Annotated in this window: 24 protein-coding genes and 1 pseudogene; all 25 read right to left on the reverse strand. The window is 54.7% G+C overall.

Annotated elements, in window-relative coordinates; translation table 11 throughout:
* The 25 genes and pseudogenes from AAER43_RS13335 to tssC all read right to left on the reverse strand — a co-directional run bounded on the left by AAER43_RS13335 (nt 1) and on the right by tssC (nt 23,324).
* On the reverse strand, nt 1–441 hold the full coding sequence (locus AAER43_RS13335) for a DcrB-related protein (protein WP_057057978.1): 441 nt from the start codon (nt 439–441) through the stop codon (nt 1–3).
* Nucleotides 442–791: 350 nt separating this feature from the next.
* Nucleotides 792–1,346, reverse strand: coding sequence for a hypothetical protein (locus AAER43_RS13340; protein WP_074165033.1), 555 nt, complete (start codon nt 1,344–1,346; stop codon nt 792–794).
* Between the two features lie 76 nt (nt 1,347–1,422).
* Complete coding sequence (locus AAER43_RS13345; RefSeq protein WP_081343549.1) at nt 1,423–1,770, reverse strand: hypothetical protein; 348 nt, start codon at nt 1,768–1,770, stop codon at nt 1,423–1,425.
* A gap of 30 nt (nt 1,771–1,800) precedes the next feature.
* Entirely contained in the window at nt 1,801–3,723 is a 1,923-nt protein-coding gene (tssI, locus tag AAER43_RS13350) for a type VI secretion system tip protein TssI/VgrG (protein ID WP_110820237.1), read from the reverse strand.
* A 97-nt stretch (nt 3,724–3,820) separates the two neighbouring features.
* Complete coding sequence (locus AAER43_RS13355; protein WP_057057972.1) at nt 3,821–4,168, reverse strand: immunity protein Tsi6 family protein; 348 nt, start codon at nt 4,166–4,168, stop codon at nt 3,821–3,823.
* Between the two features lie 44 nt (nt 4,169–4,212).
* A complete protein-coding gene (locus AAER43_RS13360) occupies nt 4,213–4,656 on the reverse strand; it encodes a hypothetical protein (RefSeq protein WP_045134158.1) in 444 nt (147 codons plus the stop codon).
* A gap of 31 nt (nt 4,657–4,687) precedes the next feature.
* On the reverse strand, nt 4,688–5,452 hold the full coding sequence (locus tag AAER43_RS13365; RefSeq protein WP_057057970.1) for an ankyrin repeat domain-containing protein: 765 nt from the start codon (nt 5,450–5,452) through the stop codon (nt 4,688–4,690).
* A complete protein-coding gene (locus AAER43_RS13370) occupies nt 5,449–6,867 on the reverse strand; it encodes a phospholipase A(1) (RefSeq protein WP_045134160.1) in 1,419 nt (472 codons plus the stop codon). Before AAER43_RS13370 ends, AAER43_RS13365 begins: the two co-directional genes overlap by 4 nt.
* 32 nt (nt 6,868–6,899) lie before the next feature.
* The gene (locus AAER43_RS13375; RefSeq protein WP_057057966.1) at nt 6,900–8,318 is read right to left on the reverse strand and encodes a serine/threonine-protein kinase; all 1,419 of its coding nucleotides are present in this window, start codon (nt 8,316–8,318) and stop codon (nt 6,900–6,902) included.
* 24 nt (nt 8,319–8,342) lie between these two features.
* The gene (gene tssH, locus AAER43_RS13380; RefSeq protein ID WP_057057965.1) at nt 8,343–10,958 is read right to left on the reverse strand and encodes a type VI secretion system ATPase TssH; all 2,616 of its coding nucleotides are present in this window, start codon (nt 10,956–10,958) and stop codon (nt 8,343–8,345) included.
* A 38-nt stretch (nt 10,959–10,996) separates the two neighbouring features.
* Nucleotides 10,997–12,040, reverse strand: a complete 1,044-nt coding sequence (gene tssG, locus AAER43_RS13385; RefSeq protein WP_023330605.1) for a type VI secretion system baseplate subunit TssG — start codon at nt 12,038–12,040, stop codon at nt 10,997–10,999.
* Nucleotides 12,037–13,908, reverse strand: coding sequence for a type VI secretion system baseplate subunit TssF (gene tssF / locus AAER43_RS13390; RefSeq protein WP_014884222.1), 1,872 nt, complete (start codon nt 13,906–13,908; stop codon nt 12,037–12,039). Before tssF ends, tssG begins: the two co-directional genes overlap by 4 nt.
* A 2-nt stretch (nt 13,909–13,910) precedes the next feature.
* On the reverse strand, nt 13,911–14,474 hold the full coding sequence (tssE, locus tag AAER43_RS13395; RefSeq protein ID WP_342701962.1) for a type VI secretion system baseplate subunit TssE: 564 nt from the start codon (nt 14,472–14,474) through the stop codon (nt 13,911–13,913).
* A complete protein-coding gene (locus AAER43_RS13400; protein WP_342702031.1) occupies nt 14,467–15,231 on the reverse strand; it encodes a type VI secretion system accessory protein TagJ in 765 nt (254 codons plus the stop codon). The genes tssE and AAER43_RS13400 overlap by 8 nt, the downstream gene beginning before the upstream one ends.
* Before the next feature lie 5 nt (nt 15,232–15,236).
* Nucleotides 15,237–15,467 (reverse strand): annotated as a pseudogene (locus AAER43_RS13405) (hypothetical protein); the annotation flags it as partial.
* 16 nt (nt 15,468–15,483) lie between these two features.
* Nucleotides 15,484–16,281, reverse strand: a complete 798-nt coding sequence (locus tag AAER43_RS13410; protein ID WP_014884226.1) for a protein phosphatase 2C domain-containing protein — start codon at nt 16,279–16,281, stop codon at nt 15,484–15,486.
* Complete coding sequence (gene tagH / locus AAER43_RS13415; protein WP_057057963.1) at nt 16,278–18,032, reverse strand: type VI secretion system-associated FHA domain protein TagH; 1,755 nt, start codon at nt 18,030–18,032, stop codon at nt 16,278–16,280. The genes AAER43_RS13410 and tagH overlap by 4 nt, the downstream gene beginning before the upstream one ends.
* A 109-nt stretch (nt 18,033–18,141) precedes the next feature.
* The gene (locus AAER43_RS13420; protein WP_069683647.1) at nt 18,142–18,495 is read right to left on the reverse strand and encodes a hypothetical protein; all 354 of its coding nucleotides are present in this window, start codon (nt 18,493–18,495) and stop codon (nt 18,142–18,144) included.
* Nucleotides 18,496–18,617: 122 nt separating this feature from the next.
* Nucleotides 18,618–19,025: a hypothetical protein gene (locus AAER43_RS13425; RefSeq protein WP_081343548.1), complete on the reverse strand. Its 408-nt coding sequence runs from the start codon at nt 19,023–19,025 to the stop codon at nt 18,618–18,620.
* A gap of 86 nt (nt 19,026–19,111) precedes the next feature.
* Nucleotides 19,112–19,321 (reverse strand): hypothetical protein, encoded by a 210-nt coding sequence (locus tag AAER43_RS13430; protein ID WP_057057605.1) that lies wholly within the window; start codon nt 19,319–19,321, stop codon nt 19,112–19,114.
* A gap of 403 nt (nt 19,322–19,724) precedes the next feature.
* The gene (locus AAER43_RS13435; RefSeq protein WP_014884229.1) at nt 19,725–20,207 is read right to left on the reverse strand and encodes a type VI secretion system tube protein Hcp; all 483 of its coding nucleotides are present in this window, start codon (nt 20,205–20,207) and stop codon (nt 19,725–19,727) included.
* Between the two features lie 179 nt (nt 20,208–20,386).
* Nucleotides 20,387–20,836 carry a T6SS amidase immunity protein Tai4 family protein gene (locus AAER43_RS13440; protein WP_080335823.1) on the reverse strand — a complete coding sequence of 150 codons (450 nt, stop codon included), beginning with the start codon at nt 20,834–20,836 and terminating at the stop codon, nt 20,387–20,389.
* Entirely contained in the window at nt 20,821–21,315 is a 495-nt protein-coding gene (locus AAER43_RS13445) for a T6SS effector amidase Tae4 family protein (protein WP_045134166.1), read from the reverse strand. Before AAER43_RS13445 ends, AAER43_RS13440 begins: the two co-directional genes overlap by 16 nt.
* A gap of 3 nt (nt 21,316–21,318) precedes the next feature.
* Nucleotides 21,319–21,744: a Rap1a/Tai family immunity protein gene (locus tag AAER43_RS13450; protein ID WP_045134167.1), complete on the reverse strand. Its 426-nt coding sequence runs from the start codon at nt 21,742–21,744 to the stop codon at nt 21,319–21,321.
* 80 nt (nt 21,745–21,824) lie between these two features.
* Entirely contained in the window at nt 21,825–23,324 is a 1,500-nt protein-coding gene (gene tssC, locus AAER43_RS13455) for a type VI secretion system contractile sheath large subunit (RefSeq protein ID WP_014884232.1), read from the reverse strand.
* Nucleotides 23,325–23,326 lie beyond the last annotated feature (2 nt).

Consider the following 23,326-nt stretch of genomic DNA (forward strand, 5'->3'; position numbering starts at 1 on the left):
TTACACATTCCGGTTGTCGTTTAGCGTCAGACTTTGCTTAAGCGCGCTCCAGCGCCCCTCGTCCTCTTCGGTGAACGCTCTGAGTGCTGAGAGGGTAAAAATCATCAATACCGGTTTGCCCGGCGTCTGTACGGCCAGCTGTTTTTGCCACAGGCGTTGCCCGTTACGGTCGAAGGTGGTCTCAACTTCTAGCCCGTTAATTTTTCCGTCAGGGCCGGCTTTTACATTCCGGAATTCGCTCTGAGCAATTTCGCCCATCTGAGGACGCAGCACATCCCACTGGCGGTGAAACTCTTGTTCGTAGTCACTGCCGTCCGGAATGACGCCGCGGCTGACCACCACGGATAATCCGCTTTCGTCATCGCGAATAATATTCATACTGTTATCCTGCCAGGCAGCAGGAAAAAGGGAAAACGAACCTTCCTGGAGGGTGTATTTCATAAGTGAACTCGGGATGGTTAATATTGTGAGAAACAAGAAGGCCAATCCATGCTGGCCCTTTGGGCTGGCTGTTTTATTATTTACGCCATTGACCTGACTGTTCGACAAAAACCTGGCTGCCTTTGCTGACAACCAGTTTCGCGGGTGCATACGTCACGGTATAAACGATTTCGCCATTCTTGTACGTTGAGCCGATTATTTTACCTGCGGAGTCGCGAAACGTTTTTCCCTTTGCGGCTAACCGTTTCGAGCTTATTGTATTGCGATAATTCAAGCGCCGATGACGTTTCAACGACGCCTGTCAATAAAGCGGTGAACAATGCGACTGCCAAATATTTTTTGGTCATAAATCACTCTGAAGTACCATTTTCGTAATTCATGGTTATTTTCACAACCTGACTGTCTATAACCTTAAAAGAGAGCAATTTCTTACCCAATTCATAGGAAATCCACTTCTCCCCGGAATCATTTTCGAACTGACCATCGCCGTATGCATTGTTCAGATCTCTGATTGTTGAACCCACATGAATGCCACGCGGCGTTAAAATATCTGAGGCAGTCAGCGTAATCTGGGACACGATGTAATCGTCAACGCTTCTTTCTGCTTTATCCCACCAGAGGTTGGAACTGAATATTTCTAACCCAGCCTTTTGATGCTGGTAGAATTTATAGTTTGTTCCGTCAAAAGGAACTTCACCGACAAAATGGCCTTCAAGCGGCACGTCAATTTTACGGGCAATATCAGGAGTCCATCTGTCGCCCAATGCGACAGGCTGGTCTTTAATCTGCACAGAAAAATCCCGTTTTGTCAGAACGGAAGGCATCACCTGAGCCAAAACCACATTGCTGCTCAGACAGGTAAACATCAAGGCTGAAAAAAGAAATGTCGGAGTGTGTTTTTTCATATTAATTGTCATTCAATGAATATTTATCGCGCTTCTCACCGCTGGAAACACCGCCAGGACATGGGAGCTGTGTTTCTTATTCGGCGCTTATGACGACAGAATCCAGACATTCAGGTTTTTTCACGGTGAAACTGAAGCTCACCTTTTGTCCATTACTGTCTTTTGGCGCAGTATAACTGGTCACTTCATTCTCAGAGCGGCCTTGCGGATAGTCAGTGAGCACCAGTTGCGGAAAGTGCATTTTAACGGTATCAAGCGTTATGCATTGACCTGACGGTGAAAAATTTAGTAAAGGCGCCATGTCGCCGTTATCTTTGCTTAAACGTAAACCAATTTCGGTAATGCTCGTTCCATCATCCAGTTTGAAATCGTCAGCATTGTAGAAATTGATATATTCATTTTGTTTAGTGATCTTAAATGACAACGGCGCAATGCGATAAGCACCGCACCGGCCTTACTCATCTTTTGGCGTAAACTTCGCCTGCACAGCCGCATCAATATCCCCTTTATGTCCCGATCCCGGTGCCGTAGTGCCCGGCTTGGTTCCCGAGGTATTCAGGTGCAGCTTACCGCCCGTGGTGATATAACCATCCCCTTCCACAAAGAAGTTAAACTCTTTACCGATCAGGTTAATCTTGCCGTTAGCATTCAGCTCAATGGCGCTTTCCCCTGAGACCAGCCGCAGCTTCGTCCCGGAAGCAATGACGTACTGCTCCACCGCCGCATCCAGCTTGCCTTTGCCGGTCAGGATCTCTGTCCCACCTTTGACAGCCTGGGTCTGGTTCGCTTCCACACGATGCAGTTCATTTTTCTTCACGTAATGGCTGCGCTCGCCGCCGACGCTGTGCGTTTCATCGTTTTTAACGCTGGTGTCCATGTTGCGCTCGGCCTGGATCCACACCTGCTCTGCACCCGCCTTGTCCTCAAAGCGCAGGGCGTTGGCGTTGTCCACGGAGCCGTCTTTCGTGCGGCTCATAAACCCCATCTGCGTCGCCGCCGCCGGCAGCGCCCACGGCGGCATGCTCGCGTCGTTGTACACGCGCCCGGTAATAATCGGCCGATCCGGGTCGCCGTTGATAAAATCCACCACCACCTCGTCGCCGACGCGCGGGATTTGCACCCCGCCGTAGCCCTGGCCCGCCCACGCGCTCGACACGCGCACCCAGCAGGAGCTGGTGTCATCTCCCTTCGCCAGACGGTCCCAGTGGAACTTCACCTTCACCCGGCCGTATTTGTCGGTCCAGATACTCTCGCCGTTCGGGCCCACCACCTTCGCCGTCTGCGGGCCGTAGGTGCGCGGCCACGCCGTGCTCTGCGCCGGGCGATAAGAGACCGACGCCGGGATGACCGTGAAATCGGTCCTGTGAATAGTTTCACCTTCGCCGCTGGCGTAACGGTTCTCCTCAAAGTGATACCCCGCCGCCGTCACCAGATACTCGCCGTTATCGCTGAAGAACGGCGCGTTGGTCAGGGTGAAGGTGTGGCCCGGTGCAATCCCCGCCGCCGTGGCGGTGGCCTGAATCTGCTGGTGCTCAACCTGCCAGCGCTCCTGGCGAATGCGGGCGTAAAACTCCGCATGCCCGGTCTCCACAAAGCGTCCCGGCCAGTCGTAGACGTCAATGCTGCCCGGCTTCGGCGACGCCGGGTTCTGCTGGGCCTGGAACAGCCACGCGTTCGGCTTGCGGAAGTCATAGTCGTCGAGGCTGTAAATCCCCGGCGTCACGCTGTCCTCAAGCGCCCACTGGCTGATGCCCTCTTCGTCCGTACTGCCGCCGGACGGCGTCTGGTGGTAAGGAATGACCTCATAGCCGCTGAACGGCTGATGCTGGGTGGCGGCGTCGGTGAGCACCAGGGTGTGCTTGTCGGCCTCGTGGCTGAAGTGATAAGCAATCCCTTCCAGCTCCATCAGGCGGCTGATGAAGTCCAGGCTCGACTCCTGATACTGCACGCAGTAGTCCCACACCCGGTAACTGCCGGTGAGTTTATCCTCCACGTTGACCTGATGTTCAGCCAGCAGGGTTTTCACAATCTGCGGCACCGTCTGGCCCTGGAAAATACGCAGGTTACGGTCGCGCTTCATCGGCCACAGGTCCGGCTCCACCGTCAGCTGGTACACCGCATAGCGGGTGCCCGTCAGCTCAACGGCGCTGACCGCCACGCGCGTGACTTTGCCGTTGATGTAGCGGGAGGAGAGCAGGTTCTGCGTCGGAATGGTCACCGTGACCGGCTGGCCGAGCAATTTGCTGCGGTCAATGCGTGCATCCGTGCCGAGCAGGGTCAGCGTCAGGGCGAACGACTCGGACATCGCCTCGCGACCGGAAAGTTTCCAGAAGAGCAGCCCCTCGACCGGGAGCTGGACTGTAATTCGGTTGAGCATAATCTGTATTCCGTAATGGTTTATGCTAAATAAAAAGTGTTAACAAAGAGGAGATTTATGACCAGAAGTTTTAGGAGATGCGCAAATCACCGTCAGCTTAAATTCGATACCGCTTTTGCCTTTTCAGATATTCATTATCTTGTTCATGTGGAAGGATCACCTTTAACCCATCAGCCATCTGCGAAGCGATGTAGTTTACATTTGACAGATGCCGGGCAAGCTCTTCATCAGTCGTTTCAAACTCTTTTGCAGCCATAGCGCCTAAATTTAAAGTATGAAGCTTACTTTTATCTTTTTCCTTTCCTGCCAGGAGATCCCTGACATAAGCCACTTGATTTTCAGCAACGTTATATACAGAAAAAAAAGGATGAATAGACCGTCGCTCCTGGATCGCGGCGAGGGCATTTTCAATATAGTCCATCCCTGTACAGCTTTGTTTATTCATGCCACCCCTTTAACTGCCATTTCAAGGAAGTTATCCTTTGAAGGTCAAGTATTACGCCCCTTTCCGTATGGATATATCCACAGGGAGTAGATCTTAAGAAACTCTGAGAATATAAATAAAATACTATTTAGACAGACGTTCGAGACACCCGCGAGATTCAACAACAGCGGAAAAAGGGTTACCGAACACCGGAAGGAGATCGGGCGGAAAACTTCCTGGCAGAGCGCCAGTTTGCTCGCGACAGGCTTACCTGTCAGAAAGCACCATGCCGAGGCAAAAAGCGACACCAGCAACAGAAGATCGAAAATAAAGAACAGCAGCAGAACGCTATGCCCATCACCAGACAGCCCGTTTCCTGTCAAACCGAAGGAGGAGATATCGGATACAAAGGGCACTCTGCCATGACGCACGGACTGTGCGCAGTAAAGTGCAACAGCCAGCGCATCCATTGTTCCCCAGAAAATGAAAAGCCGCTTTTTAATACTCATTATTGCTCAAGAAACGCACTGTTTAACGTCATCACTTATTCACCGGCGCAGGAGGCCATTTACCGCCATGCTGAATAAGCGCGTCTTTAATTTCAGTGAGTTTTTGATATTCGTTGCTGCCCTCTTTCGCCCGGTTCAGATACCGCTGCAGCTGATTAGCCATTGTCCAGCCATTATCCGCCTTGATCTCTGCGTTGGCACCACGCTCCAGCAGAAGCATGACATGATCGTAAGAGTGAAAATCGAGCGCAGCGATCAGCAACGTATTACCCAGTGAATTGGTAATATTGATATCCGCGCCTTCATCAAGCATCGCCTGCAGGGTATCGGTGTTTTTTGCTTCGAGGGTTTCGAAGAGAATTGGCTCTCCAAACGTTTTATCCCTGGCATCCGGCGATAATCCGCCCTCCAGCATCGCCTTTATCCAGACTCCACTGTCCGCTTTCAGCACATATTCGGCCGGACTGCTCTCTCCCTTAGGCCTTGGCTGCAGCGGATCTGCCCCCGCTTTGACCAGCGCGGTAATAATTTTTAACTGCTCGGGTGTTTTCTTATCGTTAATTGAGTTCATCACCGCCCAAAACAGCAGCGTCATGTCCTCTTTACCGGGTGTATTAAGATCCGTTTGCGAAGCTAACTGAGTCACCTCATTCACTTCACCGGCTTCAATGGCACGCGCTAAGGTGAGCTGCTGTCCGCTGAAGTAGTTGTCTGGTTTTAAATCCATATTTTGCTTGCACCCCTGAACCATAAACATTAAACAAAGCGCTATCCAGCCTGTAATCAATGATTTCACGCGCGACTCCCGATGATTGCGATGTCTTCATCCTTCTGTTGCTCAATACACTTAATCGCCTGATCGATACCATGGCGATCCAGAGCACCTCCCGTTCCACCCGGGAGGTCGTGTGCAATTCCAGCAGCGTTCGGCATGACGGCAGAAAGTTCTTCTTTGGCTATCAGTGCCGGTATGTGTCCTTTTACCGTTTTGAAATCTTCCCAAAGGTTAACTTCCTGAATTTTTGTCAGCAGTTCACCTTCAACACGGTAGGCCTGAATATTTTCCGTACTGCCCAGCAGGCTGCCGCCGTATTTCTCCACGGTACCCGGATGCAGACCGGCCGCGTTGAAGGTCCATCCCGGCATACCGCTGGCCATCGCGGTAGCAGAGGCTAATCCGCCCCCCAGAGAGTGACCCGCAATGTCCACTTGTTGACCGGATTTAGAGAGCTGTTCGCCGAGCCCCACCGCTCTTTTGTAATAATCTGACGCCATGCCGAGCCCCTGGGCACCGTTATTTTTCCAGTCAGCCATGTTTTTCATGGGGAAGAACTCGGGCTGCCGCGATCCTCTGAACACGAGCGTTGGATTCATATCGCGACCAAAAACCTCGGGATCGGGTTGATATACGCGGGCCAGAAAATCAGGCGAGGCGGTATTGTCGAATAGTACTTTGCGGTTTAGCCCAAGCTTCTTCAGCGCGGCGGCATCATTACTAATATCCGTCCACCCCTCCGGCACGCCCGGCGTCGTTTCCAGCGGGTTTACGGTCTTATAAACATTTTCCGCAAGCTTCGCTTTCTCCACGGCAATGTTATTCGCCGCTAACCGCTTAGCCGCGATCTGCGCATCCGGGTAGAGACTGTTGCTGCCCTTCGCAATCAGGTCCTTACGAGCCTGCCAGCGTTCGGCTTTGGTCATATTCTGCAGCTGCGCCGCATAGGTTTTACCGTCTTTGCCAGGCGTTGGCTGGTCAGGCACCTGCGCCGCTTTGGATTTCACCACCTGAGTTGGCAGCTCCGTTGGCGCAGGGCGGGAACCATAGGTGCGAACCATCGTTTCGTAACGATCGACGATAGTGCTTACCGGGTACCAGCCCAGCCCGGTGAGCGAGGCGGCCTGAAGCCGCCCTTTGGCATTGATGTAAAAAATTTCCGTTACCGATGACCAGCTGCGAAAACTTTCGTCAATCGCAACGATTCTGCCCATATCAAGATCCTGCGCGATCAGCTTGCGCGTATCGCGCCCGGACTGATAGGGATTCGCACCGGTGATGGTTCGCAGCAAATCGTAGCGCGTGAACAGCGAGCGCAGCGAATTGTCGGGCACCGACATAATCCACTGCCCGGCGACGGACGGGCGGATAATTTTCGCAAAAAGCGCCGGCGAGACGTTCTCGCTGAAAAGATAGACAAACTTAATGTTATACATTCGCTCCGTCCTGTTCCCTGTTCCTGACTGACTTACGGATTCACCAGCCAGGTGCCCGGCTTGGCAATATCCAGCGTCTGGCTGCGCGTTTTCCCGTTGCCCTGCAGTTCAATCTTCACCTCACCGGCGGGCAGCTTGAGCGATGCATAGCCGTTGGTCGCCGGACGCAGCGCTTTTGGCTCGCCGTTCACTTTCAGCGTTTCGCCGTCGAGAATGCGGATATAGACCAGTGCTACCGGGCTCTCGACAGGCGGTGGCGTTTGTTGCGCCGTCGCCTGCTCGCTCACCTTCGCCGTTTCTGGCTTCACGTCTGGCGCGTTCGCGGCGGTTTCCGTCGGACGCGTCTCTGCGGGTGCCTGCGCAGCCTGCTCTGGCGCATCCTTGCCACCGCTGAACAGCATCGCTCCGGCGACCACACCCACCAGCACGCCTGCGGCAACCATGCCCGGGATTTTGTAACGACGCCAGTCGAGTGCTGAAGCCGGCTTTTCCTCTTCCACCGGTACCAGCATGGTGCCCGGTTTTTTCGCCGTCAGCACATCGTTTATGCCCGCAACCGGCATCTCGATCAGCGCGGCGAATTCGTCGATAGACTGAGGACGGTCTTCCATGTGCAGCGCCAGCGCGCGGTCGATGGCCTGTAGCAGCGGGATGGAATAGCCCTGCGGCATAATTTCCACCAGCGGCTTGCAGGTATCCTGAATAGAACGCACCACGCTCACCGGCGGCGGAGAACCCACGATCAGGGTACGCAGCACGGCGCCAAGGGCGTAAATATCCGTCCACGGGCCCTTCTCGCTTTCGTTGTCGTCGGTGTACTGCTCGATCGGTGCAAAACCCGGTCGCAGCATGGTTTCCGTTTCGTCAGAAAGGTTACCGATGGTGCGGCGCGCGGAGCCGAAATCAAGCAGTACCGGCAGGCCGTTATCCTGGATCTGGATGTTATCCAGCGAGATATCACGGTGCAGATAGCCTTCGTCGTGGATGGTCTTGATGGCGCCAAACAGCATCGGCAGCGTGCGGCGGATCCAGGCCTCGTTGATCAGCTCCGGTTTTTCTTCGCGCAGGCGCGAAAGCGTGGTGCCGCTGTAAAACAGCGTTCCCATGTAGGCCGTGTCGTTTTGCACCCAGAAACGCAGGACATGCAGCAGGTTCGGGTGGTTAAAGCGCGCCAGCAGACGGGCTTCCTGAATGAAGCTGTTCAGGCCTGCGGAAAACGCTTTGCCAAAGCGCTCGCTGCGCAGCACCAGGGTCATGTCGTCGCCGCGCACGGCGAGCGAGGAAGGCATAAATTCTTTGATAGCGATAGTGCGTTCGAGCTGGTGATCCCACGCGCGATAAACGATGCCAAAACCGCCGCCGCCGATCACCTCTTTGATTTCAAACTCGTTGAAGCGGTACCCGACCGGGAGCGCGTTTGGGACAGTCCGATTGTTATCATTATCCGTCATCTTTTACAGTTCTCTTGATGATTATTACGCGGCAAACTGACAGTGAAACTCGCCCTGCTCGCAGGTGACATGCAGACGTCGGTACTGCTCGTCGCTGCGGCTGGCGGTAAGTAAGATCTGGCTCATCTGAGGCAGCAGGGTGTTGGTCAAAATAGCATCTACCATGCGGCCACCAGACTCCACCTCGGTACAGCGCTGAACAATCTGTTCCACCACGCTGTCGTCAAACTCAGAAATGATATTGTGATTCTCTTCCAGACGACGCTGAATGCGCTTGAGCTGCAGGCGAACAATCTGCCCCAGCATCGCGTCGCTGAGCGGGTAATACGGCACCACCAGCAGGCGGCCCAGCAGCGCAGGCGGAAACACCTCCAGCAGCGGCTGGCGCAGCGCGCCGCTTAAGGCGTCCGGTTCCGGCATCAGTTCCGGATCGGCACACATAGCGCTGATCAGGTCAGTGCCAACGTTGGACGTCAGAATAATAATGGTGTTGCGGAAATCGATGTGGCGTCCCTCACCGTCCTCCATCCAGCCTTTGTCAAAGACCTGGAAGAAGATTTCGTGGACGTCCGGGTGCGCTTTTTCAATTTCATCCAGCAGCACTACGCTATACGGACGGCGGCGCACGGCCTCGGTTAAGACACCGCCTTCACCATACCCGACGTAGCCCGGCGGCGCACCTTTTAAGGTGGAAACGGTGTGCGCTTCCTGGAACTCACTCATGTTGATGGTGATAACGTTCTGCTCGCCGCCGTACAGCAATTCCGCCAGCGCCAGCGCGGTTTCCGTTTTACCGACGCCGGACGGACCGCAAAGCATAAAGACGCCCACCGGTTTGTTGGGATCGTCGAGTTTTGCCCGCGAGGTTTTCACGCGACGGGCAATGAGATCCAGACCGTGACGCTGGCCGATAACGCGCTGGTTCAGCGTGTCGGCGAGATTCAGCACCGCGTCAATCTCGTTTTTCACCATCCGCCCCAGCGGGATCCCGGTCCAGTCGGAAACCACTGCGGCAACCACGTTTTCATCTACCGCCGCAAACAGCAGCGGCTCATTGCCCTGCAACGTTTTCAGCGCCTGCTGCTGTTCCGCCAGCTGGCTGTGCAGCCCGGCGGACTCCTCCTCGCCCGCGGCAAACAGCGCGGCGCGCAGGCGGATAATCTCCTGCACCAGACCGCGCTCTTCTTCCCAGCGCTGGGTCAGGGCTTCACGTTTGCTTTCGTACGCATCACGTTCTGTGATTAACGCCGTTACGCGCTCATAAACGCCTGCACCAACGCGCGCTTCGCGTTCGGCTATCTCAATCTCCACGTCCAGCGCGGCAAGATGGCGCAGGCAATCTTCCAGTTGCGCCGGTGGCGCGCTCTGGCTGACCGCCACGCGGGCACAGGCGGTGTCGAGCAGCGCAACGGCTTTATCCGGCAGCTGACGCGCCGGGATATAGCGATGCGACAGCTTCACCGCCGCGCTGACCGCTTCGTCGAGCAACAGCACCTGGTGGTGGGTCTCCAGCGGCGATACGGTACTGCGCAGCATCAGAATGGCTTTCGTTTCGTCCGGCTCGTGAACCTGCACCGTCTGGAAACGACGGGTCAACGCCGGATCTTTCTCGATGTACTTTTTGTATTCCGCCCAGGTTGTGGCGCCGATGGTACGCAGCTGTCCGCGCGCCAGAGCGGGCTTCAGCAGGTTCGCCGCATCGCCGGTCCCCTGCTGGCCGCCTGCGCCAATCAGAGTGTGGATCTCATCAATAAACAGAATAATCGGCGTGGCACTGGACTGAACCTCGTTGATCAACGCCTGCAGACGGGCTTCAAACTCGCCCTTCATGCCTGCGCCAGCCTGCAGCATGCCGATATCCAGCAGCCACAGCTGAATATTTTGCAGCGGCTCCGGCACGTCGCCATCGGCGATACGCAGCGCCAGCCCTTCCACCACCGCCGTTTTCCCGACCCCGGCCTCACCGGTCAGCAGCGGGTTGTTCTGGCGGCGACGCATCAGGATATCGACCATCTGGCGGATCTCTTCATCACGCCCGACTACCGGGTCAATCTTCCCTTCGCGGGCGCGGGCGGTGAGATCCTGGCCGTACTGAGCCAGCGTACCCTGCGCTGCCGGTACCGCACCCGCTGGCGCCTCGATGGTGGCCGCAGCCTGCTGCATCTCTTTGCTGTTGGCGCAAACCGTATCGAACTGCTCGATCAGCACCTCGACGTTAAGACGGGTGAACTGCGCCGAAATGCTTTTCAGCACGTTTGCCAGGTTCCAGGTTTTGAGCAGGCCGATCAGCAAATGGCCGCCACGTATGCGGCTGACGCCAAACTTCAGCGAGCCATAGACCCAGGCGCGCTCTACGGCGCTGTCGATATGTTCGGAGAGATCGGAAACGGAACTCGCGCCGCGCGGCAGCGCATCCAGCGCGGCCACGATATCGCGCGTCAGTTGCTGTTCGTCGAGGGCAAAGTGGCGGATGACCTGCTGCAAATCGCCATCCTGCTGTTGCATCAGTTGATGCAGCCAGTGCACCAGCTCAACATAGGGGTTACCGCGCAGCTTGCAGAAGGCAGTCGCGCTTTCCAGCGAGGTAAATAACAGCGTATCCAGTTTGCCGAAGAGTACGGCACGGCTAATTTCTGACATGTTAGTTTCCATTAACAATGATTCGGTATACGGAAGGATTACCGCTCTGCGCGATAGACCAGATCGCCACGCGGGACAGGCTGCGGCTGAAGGCCCAGCCAGGTGTTGTAGCCTAATTGCCCATTGCTGCCGAGCGAAGTACCCTGCACCGCGTCTTCATGCAGGATCACCCGCGTTTCCCATTCAAACTCCACCCCAATGTACTGGCGCACCCAGTCGCGCAGTTCGGTGACCCACGCTTCGCCAGGTAAAAACCGGTTGTACTCTTCAGCGCTCAGCGGGCCGATTTCAATACGAAACTTATGCTGTACGTCGCGGACGGCGACGCCAAGAAAGGCGGATTCCCCCATGCGCGGCATACGGCGACCTTCCCCCAGCTGTGCCTGCTCACGCGTGGAGAGCGGCATCCACTGCGGCACGTTGCTTACCAGCCTGACCGGGGCGTTAAAATAGTTGCGCAGGATCTTCTCCAGCCCCTCCGGATCCCGACTGTGGCGGGTCAGATGCCCGGCGTGGGTAAAGCGGGCATGGGCGCTCAGGCTGCCTTTATTCATCTGGCCCGGCTGTCCCATGCCAATCAGCGAGGCCAGGTAGCCCTCAAAGCGTTTGTTGTCAGCGCGATCAAGGGAGACGGCAGGCTGCGCATCCGCCCAGGCGCGGTAAAACAGCAGCGTCAGACGATGATGAAACAGATCGACAAACGCGCTCAGGCTGGTGTCCTGATGGTGATGAATACGCTCGCGGGCATATTCGGTCATGTGAACCGGCAGCGGGCCGTTCGGACCAAACAGCCCGAAGCTGAGGATAGACACCTCATGCAGCCCGCTCTCTTCCCGCAGGCTAACCTCGGCCAGCGTCGACGGCGCAAAGCTCATCGACGGCTGCTGGCCGATGCGCAGCGGCTCAAATTTCGGCAGCGGCGCGCGTCCCAACGGGTAGCGCTCGCCTCCCTGGGCATCAATACGCCTTAACAGCTGAAACAGATCGTAGCGCCAGGGCGTTTGACGGACCCCGTGCCAGAACGTCTCCGGCAGCTTCGTCAGGCGATGCACGCGCAGCGGTGCAGTGGCAGCGTCACTCATACCAGCGCCCTTTTACCCATTCTCGGTGCCCAGTAGCCGATCTCACCGCGCTGCTGACTCTTCAGGGTGAACTCAGTAAAGCTGTTGATGGATACCAGCCGGGCAAACAGGCGTTCCAGCACGCTGCCGAAAAGCCACGGGCTGGCACCGGAAAACGCCCGCTCGTCTACGGTCAGGGTAATGCCGATTCCGCGGGCGAAAACGACCGGACCGGGTTCAGGCACGCGGCGGTGAACCGGCTCCAGCACGCAGTGGCGAACCCCCTCCACCTGACGCGCCACGGCCGTTTCGGCCAGGTTGGCATACAGCCCTAACAGCTGACGAAGCGCGGCAGCCCCCTCTTCATTCTCGCTGTCCATCAGGCTGAGGTAGTTCATCTGCAGCTGGCTGATAAGCCGCCAGGTGCTGAACCCTTCTGCCAGCGCCGGACGCGGTGGCGTCGGGCCTTTACGCAGGGTCAACGATTTCACCGGCATGGAGTCGGCCATGATGAACTGCCCAAGCTCCTGCTGTAGCATCAGCGGCAGGTCGCGGCTGGTGCAGAGCACCTCGGCAGAGATGTAGCGCAGGTTTTCCTGCCACGGGGCGTGCTGTTCATCCACCAGCGAAACAAACACCTCTGAGCCGATATAGCCGGTACGGGTGCCGTAGCGCTGGGCGTGCTCAGAGAGCACGCGCTGTTCCCGGCGCAGGGAAAAATAGGCCCCGTAGTTGCCCGCATCCCCGCTCCAGGTGCTCCAGAAAGGACGAAACGTCTGGTCATCACGCTGACCGTCCGCGCTGCCGAAGATTTTATTCACCGCGTAAATTTCATAATCCAGCGGGCGGATGTTATCGACCACCAGATGGTATTCGTGCTGGCCTTCATTCAGCTTTTGACGCGCCGCCACCTTCGGGAACAGGTTGATGACTGGCGTGCAGTGCAGCGCCAGATGGCTGGCATCCACCACGCGCTCCAGCTGTTCATCTGATTTATCCAGCAGGATGAAGATATCGAAGGCTTTTTCGCCTTCACAGCGCTGGAGCAGCGTGCTCAGGCCGCTCAGGCTGATGAAGCGGAAACGGGCTGGGAACGCGAAATACTCCTGCAGCAGACGATAACCGTCAAAGTTGCGCAGATCGTCCGGGAGCAGTGCCTGATCCGCGGCAAAGCCCTCCTGACACAAGGCATCCGACGCCAGCAGCTGTCGCTGAGGTTGCGGGCTGACCGTCTGGCAGACGATCCCGGCGTGATGTTCCATCACCAGCTCCAGCAGCTTCAGCGCTTCAATGTCCGGGCCGCTGAGGAAAAACGTCAGCTGGTCGAAATTCAGATGGCCGAGGTTTTGCGGGCCGTCGCAGGCAATGCGGATCCGCAACGCGCTGTTGATTCCCCGCTGGCTTAACCCCAGCTGTGCCAGCGGCAGGTCAGCAGGCACGCCGCCCAGCTCCACGTTGTCAATTTTCAGCGGCAGCAGATTAACCTCGTGCGCCGTAGTATAGCTGCAGGTTACGCCGGTCTTTTTCAGCGCCAGGCTGTCCATCATGGTGCCGCGCGGCACAATAAAGCCATTGCTCAGGTCGCCCCGGCTGCTGTCGGGCTCGATTTGCGCAATCGCCATTGATGGGGTTGGCGCGAGGTAATTCGGGGCGATCATCTCCAGCAGACGCTGGGAGAAACGCGGAAACTCGGCATCCATTTTCATCTGCACGCGGGAGGTCAGAAAAGCGAAACCTTCCATCAGGCGTTCCGTGTACGGGTCCGCCACTTCAATGCCGCGCATGCCCAGTCGTCCGGCGACTTTTGGGTAGCGCTCGGCAAACTCGGCCCCCATTTCACGCAGGTAGGCCAGCTCACGGTTGTAGTATTCGAGCAGTTTACTTTCCATGATTACCCCGCATCTTTCAGTTCAAAATGGCCGTTTTCCAGATCGACATCGGTGCGAAACAGAAACTCCAGCGGGTACGGCACACACCATAAACGCCCTTTTATCTCAATGGAGAGCACGTTGTGCAGATCCAGCGAGGAGGTATCCGACACGCAGCGCACCTGCAATCCCTGCGGCAAAATGCGCGGTTCAAAATTGATGATGGCCTCGGTGAGCATGCGCTGAATATCGTGCCATTCGATATCTGACATTCGCTTACCTGCGAGCGGCGCGACGCCGAAGTTGATCACCGAGCGGCTCACCTGCGGCAAGGCGCTCAGATCGCCGGAGGCATCATGGTTGATGGTATTAAACAGCCACTGCAGATCCCGCAGGACATTGCGACGCAGCGCAGCGTGGGTGATCAGATTACTGTTGGCTGGCTCGCGCTTTTTTTCCGGGTCGTTATCCGTAAGGCGATCCAGCAGCGAGGGCTGCATTTTGTCGCGCGCCCCCACCTTATCCTGCTTGCTGCGGGCCTGCCAGCCGCTGCGCAGCAGATCGCCTTCGCCAGCGGGATTACTCATCGGCTCCGTCCGTCGCAAACGTCACGAGGCTTAACGACAGCAGCGGGCTTTCGCTTTGCTCGCTCAGCCAGGCTTTTTGACCCAGCCCTTCATACAGCGTGCCGCTCTCATCAAGCGGATGCCACTCGGTAGTGCGCCCCAGTTTGACCGCATCCGGGGCATCAGCCGCAAAAGGATAGCGCGCCGGGATCTGGCACACCTGCTCGGTACCGTCGGTAAGACGGACCAGCGCATGACGCCAGACCAGATCGGTCACGCTGGCGGGCGCCTGGAAACGGATCTCCGCAATAGCGTTAAACGGCAGCCAGAAATAGCGTCCGTTAACAAGGGTTTCGCACACCGGACCAAGACGGGCATCACCGTCCATCAGCCAGTCAAACGCCTGCGTCTCCTCGTTTTCAAGGATGATGTGTCCCGCCGTTGCCTGCGCCTGTTCAAGGGCTTCCAGGCGCAACGCCTGGGCGCGCTCGCCCTCTTCGTTAAGCGCGGCGGCAAGCGTGGTCAGCCACGGCCACTGAGATTCAGGCATGGCCGGACGCGCCTGGCCCGCCATCACCTGCGCACGCTGCAGCTCACCCTGAATGGCCTGCTCCAGCAGTGTGACAGTCGGCTTCGCCTGAGGCTTCAGCGCCAGCCAGCTTTTCAGCTGGGTCAGCGCCCGGGTCCAGTTGCCGCTGAGGGTTAAAAACTGCACGAACGCGGCGCGAAGGTCGGCATCTGCCGGACGGGCTTTGATCCCGGCTTCCAGACGCGCCAGCGCGTCATTGAGCCAAGACGTGGCACGAAGTTTTCCAGCACAGAGACATCCTTCTTGCCGTTCGCCACGATGCGCAGTGCCACCTCCGGCTTACACCAGCTTTGCGGGGTGTTGTCTTTGATGTTGTCGATCCAGATATCCAGCTTCTGCGCAGGAGACTGCACGATGCGGAAATTCTCAGCCTGCGCGGTGGAGGTCACCGCCAGAAGTGCCAAACCCGATAGCCAAAGTTTCATATCGTTCCTTGTGTGTCTAATCAGTTCCGCAGGGAAGAAATTGTGCTGCATCAGAGAGGGTATGCAGCAAAGTGGTGTCCTGAGGGTTGCCCATCCATACCGCCAGGGCGGTGTAGTTATCCTGCGCATTCCCCTCCTGCTCGCCATTCTTTTGAATGATTTGGTTCATTAAGGTCAGCCATTCCTGAGGCGTATTAACCATATGCAGCGATTGCTTCATTTGCTCTTCGCTGACGCCGTGCCAGAACCCGTCGGTGCAGAGCAGGAATGCATCGCCGTCTTCGACCTGCACGACATCGCTGTAGCTCGCTTCCGGCCCACCGTTTTCAATCCCCAGCGCCAGATAGAGCAGATTACTGTTCAGGTTGTCGGTCTGGTGCCCGGCATCTTTCATCTGCTGCACCAGGCTGTGGTCGGTGGTGACATGCCACAGCCATCCCCGGCGAAACAGATACAGACGGCTGTCTCCGGCATGCGCCCAGTAGGCCAGGCCATAATCACGGTCAATAAACAGGCTGACCAGCGTCGTGCCCATCCGGCGATAATCCTGAACGGCCTGCTGTTCGCTGAGAATGGTGCGATTCGCGGTCTGCACATAATCACGGATATGCTGCGCGTTAAGGTGTTTGTCGCCATCGAAGCGGGAAATAATGCTGTTGCGGGCCAGTTCAGCGGCCACCTCACCGCCCGGCAGGCCAGCGATGCCGTCACAGACGACAAAGCAGGCTGAACGTTCCCCTATGGTTTCTCCCGTCTGATCCTGGTTGCTGGCGCGCGTCCCCTGGCGGGAGAGAGAAGCCGTTGCGATATTCATTTGTCTTCCGATCCGCTCTGTGAGTCTTTGTACTGATTCACCTCCATGTCATACGCATGAAGGAAGGCTTCGCCGAACAGGGTGTGGAAGTCATCCTCAATCTCGCCCGCCGTCTCGCCATAGCTGCGAACAAAATAGTCCCACAGGGCGGCTTTACGGCTGCCCGGCAGCGCCAGACGCGAGGTCATGCCGTTTTGCTTCGCCTGCTCTTCCAGCTGTTCCGGATTAAAGGATTGCAGCATCGCAGCAATAATGGCGCGGATGCCGGAGATCATGCCCAGCTGGTGCGCCTGCAGATCGATCAGCGCATCGCGCACGGATTTCGTTGGCGGCATAAAGCCCGGCATCGGGGTGCCAAACATCTGGATCAGAACCGTTTTCCCGGTCGGCAACAGCTTGAACGGGTTGTTGGCATCGTCCAGCACCATGGTCATATCGGCTTTTACGCCGCGTTTAAGAATAGAGCGTGAGGAGAGCAGCGCCACGGTGCCCTGAGAGAACATGCCAAGGATCTGCCCCAGCTGACGCATATTTTCCCGGTCAAACTGCGGGACAGGCTGCATTTCGCTCAGCCCCATCCCTTCCAGCAGTGCCTGCAGCAGTTCCCCCTGCAACACATCGCCCTTCTCTCCAGTGTTCGCGGTAGCAGATGGGGAGGCAGCGTTATTTACCGGATCGATACGCAGTCGGCCCTTAGGGGTCTGAGCGCTGCTGCGCGCAACGGCCTGCGGCGTAGGCATCGTGAAACCTGCGTAATCTGGTCTCACCGGCTCCTCTTCTGCACGCGGCGTTTCCTGCGGCTCAGGGGCAAAAAGCGGGGAACCGGCAAGGACGTCTTCCTCATGCTCAGGCTCAGGCGCTGGCTTTTCGTCAGTGATGTCATCAGGATGGGTTAACGGCGCCCCGCCCATCAGCCCGAGCGGGTCATCATTGCGTGCAGCCGGCGCGCTGGCCTTGCCACCAAATAGCGCCAGCGGATCGAGTTCATCTACCGCCTCTTCTTTAGGGGCGGGTTGAGTCTCAACAGGTGGCACCAGCGTGGAAGGCGTCACGTCGTCGAAAATGCTCTCTTTTTTGAACAGCGTTTCTTCGCCGAATAGCGTGTCCGGGTCGACATTCTTACGCTCAAGCGTGGGATCGCTGTCGTTGAACATCGCCAGCGGATCTTCAGCATTACGCTCCGGCGCCGCAGGCTGAGAGAACGGATCCTGCGAAGCCGCTGACTGCGGTTTTGCACGGTTGCTGGAGATGCTGTCGGAGATGGAAAACTCCTGCATCAGGCTATCCCAGATTTCCGACGGCACGGCAGTTGGTTCCGCTTTACCGCGTGGCGCAGGGTTAGCAGGCTTCGGTTGCGATGCTGGCGCTGGCGCGGCTGTCGGATGCGCCTGCTGCTGCATGCTGGCGGCCATGCGGCTCACCGGCTGCGTGTCGTGGATAAGCTCGGCCACTTCGATACGGTAGTCATCAATACCGAGAATGTCGCCATCCTGCAGTTCAACCTGACGCCCCCGCTCCAGCGGAATATCATTTAATACCACGCGGGTGACGCTGCCACGGTTAGTGACGCGACATTCACCATTCGCGTCAACGTGAACAATGGCCTGCAGGCGCGAGATGGTGCGGTCATTGTCCGGCAACACCAGATTGTTATCCGTACCGCGCCCAATGGTGCCGCCCGGGGCATAAAAATCACAGCTGCTCTGCGGCGGCTGATGACCGGGTTTCGTAGAAATAATCGTGAATCGCATGGCGTATTCCTGCTGGTATGATTAGCGCTCAAACGCTGCCGCTCTCGGGGGTGAGAACGGCGGCGTTTGGGGGTAAGTCAAAATTATTATTTGAATTTTCAGAATAGAATTAAATATCTTTAACACTTGCAAGAATTAAAAGCAGTAAAAACAAAATCGTGGCAATTTTAACCTTTCCGTTATATGCATTAATCCATGACACGTCGAACTTTGACAGAATATCTTTGCATGATTGTGGTTCAAGCCAGCGCGACCCTGTAATTTTTATACGTTTACCCCGCAAAAGCTTTGATAAAATCATGGCACGAAAACCAAATCCCCAAAACCCAAGATTTTGCCAGGCCTGATAATCCTCGATCTTAAGCAATTTACTCTTATTTAAAAGATTATATATTTGTTCAACCTGGTCGGAATGTTTTCGATAGTCAATATAGAAAGTTACCACAATGATAAGAAAAGCCACAAAAATACATAAAATAAAAGCAGGGTAAATATTTATAATGCCACCCTTCTTAAATGAAGTTCAAAATATCACTACCACTCGTGGACCGGGGGTGTATCAGTCGAAAGAGAGCAGCGACCAACTCATTTAACAACCACAATAAAAAGCAAACCAACAATAAGCCACAGAGTAAAAATCAATCCTTGTAATTTATAACGATGATGTAACTCTAGCATCCAGCTAATTCTTTCTGGCGGTAAGGACTGTACGTACTTATAGGCTTCTTCCTGCACAAACCTTTCATGAGTAAACTTCATTCTGACACCTTTATAAAGGCGAACAAACCAGATTATTTTTTGATAATTTGTCAGCGAACCAAAAAAAGAAGCGTAGTCTGTCACAAGATCCAGGTCATACCCTTTGCGTCGGTATTCAGCAAGCAACTGATTATAATCATCCTCATGTTTTTTGAAATAACGAGAGCTGAACAGGTCCATAATTATAACAATCAGAAATAAAGCCACAACAACAAATAATAACAAGTTGTCCATATTCACCAAAAATTTTCACCTCGCTTAATGAGGAGGCATTCTACAGAGGCTTAAAATCATAACTGCTTTACAATGGTTTATGGCCCTTAAAATACGCGATGTGCAAAGCCAGGTAATCCAAGCTGTTCATAAAAAAGATAATTGTTTATATCTAAGTACTGCTTACTGCTCAGCAGGTGCAATACCTTTGCAAGCTCCTGAGAGTGCTTCCGATAAAAATAAACATAAAGAACCAAAGAAATAAACAAACCTGAAAATACAAAAGAAAGCAGTATCAGGCGCATTGATTCATACATTTACTAATATCCTGAAAAAATTAAGTTGCTAATCCCTTCACCCAATTCAACACCTGCTTTTGTACCAAGTCAGGCTCCAGCAGATGTCGTGCTAACTCCGACAACAATTCCACATACTAAGGCTCCGGTACCCAACGTAGGTATGCCCATCCCACCACACTGAATCGCCACGGATAAAATGAGCCATTCCTACACCATCAAAAATTGATGACAAACGGTACAATCAACAACTTAGACATCTTTTCCGCCGGGTGACGCTACGCTTACCCGGCCTACATTCCGCAACGATATCAATAAATTGCATAATCTATTGTAGGCCCGTGCAAGCGAAGCGCCGCCGGGCGGCACTAACAAAATGCACGTTATCATCAGTATTAAGTGAGCCCTTTCGGGCCCACTATTATTACGCTTCTTTGTTTTCTTTGATGTTCCAGCCAGCGCTGCTTTCAGCACCTTTACCACCGGCAGTGGTCTGCTCCCAGTACTGCTGTTTCACTTTCGCAGCCTGGAACGCGTAGGTCACACCAACGGTATCGCCGTTGTCTGCACCGGTGTACTGAACAGAAGTCACGAGCACATCTTCCAGCGTGATGCGGGTATATTCCACCTGCTGACCACCGGCTTTACAGACGGACAGTTCAACTTTGGTCAGGTGTTTACCGCTGGCGCAGTGTTTCAGGATTGCAGTGGTGGATTTGTCGATCAGAGCATTAACGTGCAGATCGTTAAAGTTTACTTTACCGGCACCGCCGCCACCGCCAACGCTCATATTACCTGGCTGGGAAGCGCCCCAGGAGAAGGAGGTAATATCAGTCCAGCCGGTGTGGTTAGAATCTTTAGATTCGCCCGTAACACCCTCGACCTTCAGAAACATATCAATAGCCATAATATCTACTCTTCGTGGATGAACAATATTGCTTTCGAAAAAGCACTTATATGGCAAACAGGAAAGCATGGGGCTGAATAAAACCGTCCATATTTTACCTCTGCCTCATATCAAATGACCCGTGTCATTTGACAGTCTTACATTCCCCCTGAATAAATGGAAAGAATGTGAAGTCTTTACTACTGCGGGTTATCCTGAAGCCAGGTGCGGTCAGGATTGCCGATAATTAATTGAGGTACAAGTTTATTAAGTTCGTCGCTATGATAAAGACGTAGACAGTTTAACGTTACGCCTTTGACATCGGGTTTTCGCTCCGAGTGAAAGCCGTTAATTTTATTTTTATATTTCCCAATAATGGCATTCACTTTGTCAATACCGTTTTCAGCATCAAACGGCACCCACTCAATAAATGCACTCGCACTGCGGGCCGCATCGATAGAAAACTGGCTGTTCTTATCTGCCACCTGTGCAAGACAGCGCGCCAGGACCAAATCTTTTACCACCTGTCGGTATGTTTGCTGCTGATAAAAATCAACGTATGGGTTATCACTGCGAGCAGGAAAACAGAAGGCAGCGAACAAAAGAAATACTGCTTTTAGATATCTGAAAACGATTATTTTAATTCCCAAAACCAGATTTCCTGACAGTAAGGAAAACAATCTGAGTTACATATAAACGAATTATTGCTCAGAGGCTCAATGAGGTCGATATGGCCACCGCCATAACCATCAATTCTATTGAAAAACACGACACCTTTTCTGCCCAACATTGAGCGGGCACCTGCCTCACGGTCAGTAAAAATTTCAGCCTTCCCAAAAACATGTGATTTATATAGTTGATCGGCAAGTAATTTTGCGCCAGGTTCAATTGTCTTTCCCTTATAGGGTCCCGCCTTTATGGGTAAACGCCCTGTAAATTCAACATTACATTTTAATAAGGCCAGACTCATTCGTACTGCACAGGTATTCTCGTAAGCAGGCTGCTGCTTGATAATCGTCGGATAGTCGTAGCCAATTTCAGAGAAGACCTGTTCACCCGAGGCAAACCCCGCGCGTGTGTGATTAGAAGAGTAATGCTGACGTTTCAGTTGTTCGTATAATGGTCTCATTTATTACTCTCCTTTCGTACACGGACGTAATTCTTTCATGCCGTCAATGATGATTTTTGAAGCGCGCTCCGCGCCTTGCTGTTTCGATAAGTTTGCAAAACGCGAATAAAGAAATTCATGGAGAGTATTTGGCAAAAAAGGTTTGCCCTTGCACCATGCAGTGCCCTCAGACGCGTCGACTACGCCGAGAAGATACATATTAGCCTTTATGCGTTCACGTTCATTTGTTTTCGATAACCAGGCTTTAGCGAAGCGATCGGCGCTTAAATTTAAATCGTATCCCGTTAACAAGGACGGATCGCGTTGAAAGTTTGAAGTATCATCCTGAGGTAATGCTTCGGCCTGAGGATATTTATAATTTCCTGTTTCCGCGCTTGCCAGAGTAGAAGCTGCCAGCAAACTGGTTACGATTAATAAAGTTTTTATCATCGGATATCCTTATTCATTGACAGCAATTAACTGAAATGAGGCTTTTAGCTAGCCGGCCCCTTCGGGCCGGATAGTCATCATCACGCGTCTTTCGTCTTCAGCGACGGCAGTTTAGAAACCAGACGCAGGGAAACGGTCAGGCCTTCCAGCTGGTAGTGTGGACGCAGGAAGAACTTCGCGGCGTAATAACCCGGGTTGTCTTCAATCTCCTGCACCTGCACTTCTGCAGCCGCCAGCGGTTTACGGGACTTGGTTTCCTGAGAGGAGTTCGCCGGGTCACCGTCCACGTAGTTCATTACCCAGTCGTTCAGCCAGCGTTCCATCTCTTCGCGCTCGCGGAAGGAGCCGATTTTGTCGCGCACGATGCACTTCAGATAGTGGGCAAAGCGGCAGCAGGCGAACAGGTACGGCAGACGAGAGGCCAAACGCGCATTCGCGGTGGCATCCGGATCGTGGTACTCGGCCGGTTTTTGCAGAGATTGCGCGCCAATGAAGGCGGCAAAATCAGAGTTTTTACGGTGAACCAGCGGCATGAAGCCGTTTTTCGCCAGCTCGGCTTCGCGGCGGTCGCTGATGGCGATCTCGGTCGGGCATTTCATGTCCACGCCGCCGTCATCGCTTGGGAAAGTGTGGCACGGCAGGTTTTCGACTGCCCCACCGGACTCCACGCCGCGAATCGAGGTGCACCAGCCGTACTCTTTGAAGGAGCGGTTAATGTTGGCCGCCATCGCATAGGCGGCGTTCGCCCACGAATAGCTGTTGTGGTTTGCGCCGTCGGTCTGCTCTTCAAAATCAAAGCTGTCGACCGGGTTAGTGCGGATGCCATACGGCAGGCGCGACAGGAAGCGCGGCATCACCAGCCCCAGATAGCGGGCATCTTCAGATTCACGCAGTGAACGCCAGGCCGCGTATTCGGTATTCTGGAAGATTTTGGTCAGGTCGCGCGGGTTAGCCAGCTCCTGCCAGGACTCCATCTGCATCACGCCCGGTGCGGTACCGGTGATGAACGGACAGTGTGCCGCAGAGCCGATGCGCGCCATTTCGCCCAGCAGCTCAACGTCCTGCGGGCTGTGGTCGAAGTAGTAGTCGCCCACGATGCAGCCAAACGGCTCGCCGCCAAACTGACCATACTCCTGCTCGTAGATTTTCTTGAAGATCGGGCTCTGGTCCCAGCCCACGCCCTTGAAGCGCTTCAGGGTACGGCCCAGCTCCTGCTTGGAGATGCTCATAAAGCGGATCTTCAGCATCTCGTCAGTTTCGGTGTTGTTCACCAGGTAGCTCAGACCGCGCCAGGCGCTCTCCAGCTTCTGAAACTCTTCGTGGTGAATGATCTGGTTCACCTGCTGAGAGAGCTGTTCGTCGATACCGGCAATCAGGTTCTGAATGGTGCGATAGGTATCGTTAGAGAAGGTAACAGTATTCTCCAGCGCCTGCTGTGCCAGGGTCTTGACCGCGCTTTCCACGGCAGAACGCGCCTGATCAGTTTTCGGGCGGAACTCTTTGTTCAGCAGCGCGCTGAATTCATCCTGGCTGAAGGCCTGACCCGCCTGCTGCTCATGTTGTTGAGTCTGGTTGCTCATCG

The sequence above is a fragment of the Enterobacter sp. FUJ80071 genome (assembly GCF_038739915.1).
GTDB lineage: Bacteria > Pseudomonadota > Gammaproteobacteria > Enterobacterales > Enterobacteriaceae > Enterobacter > Enterobacter kobei.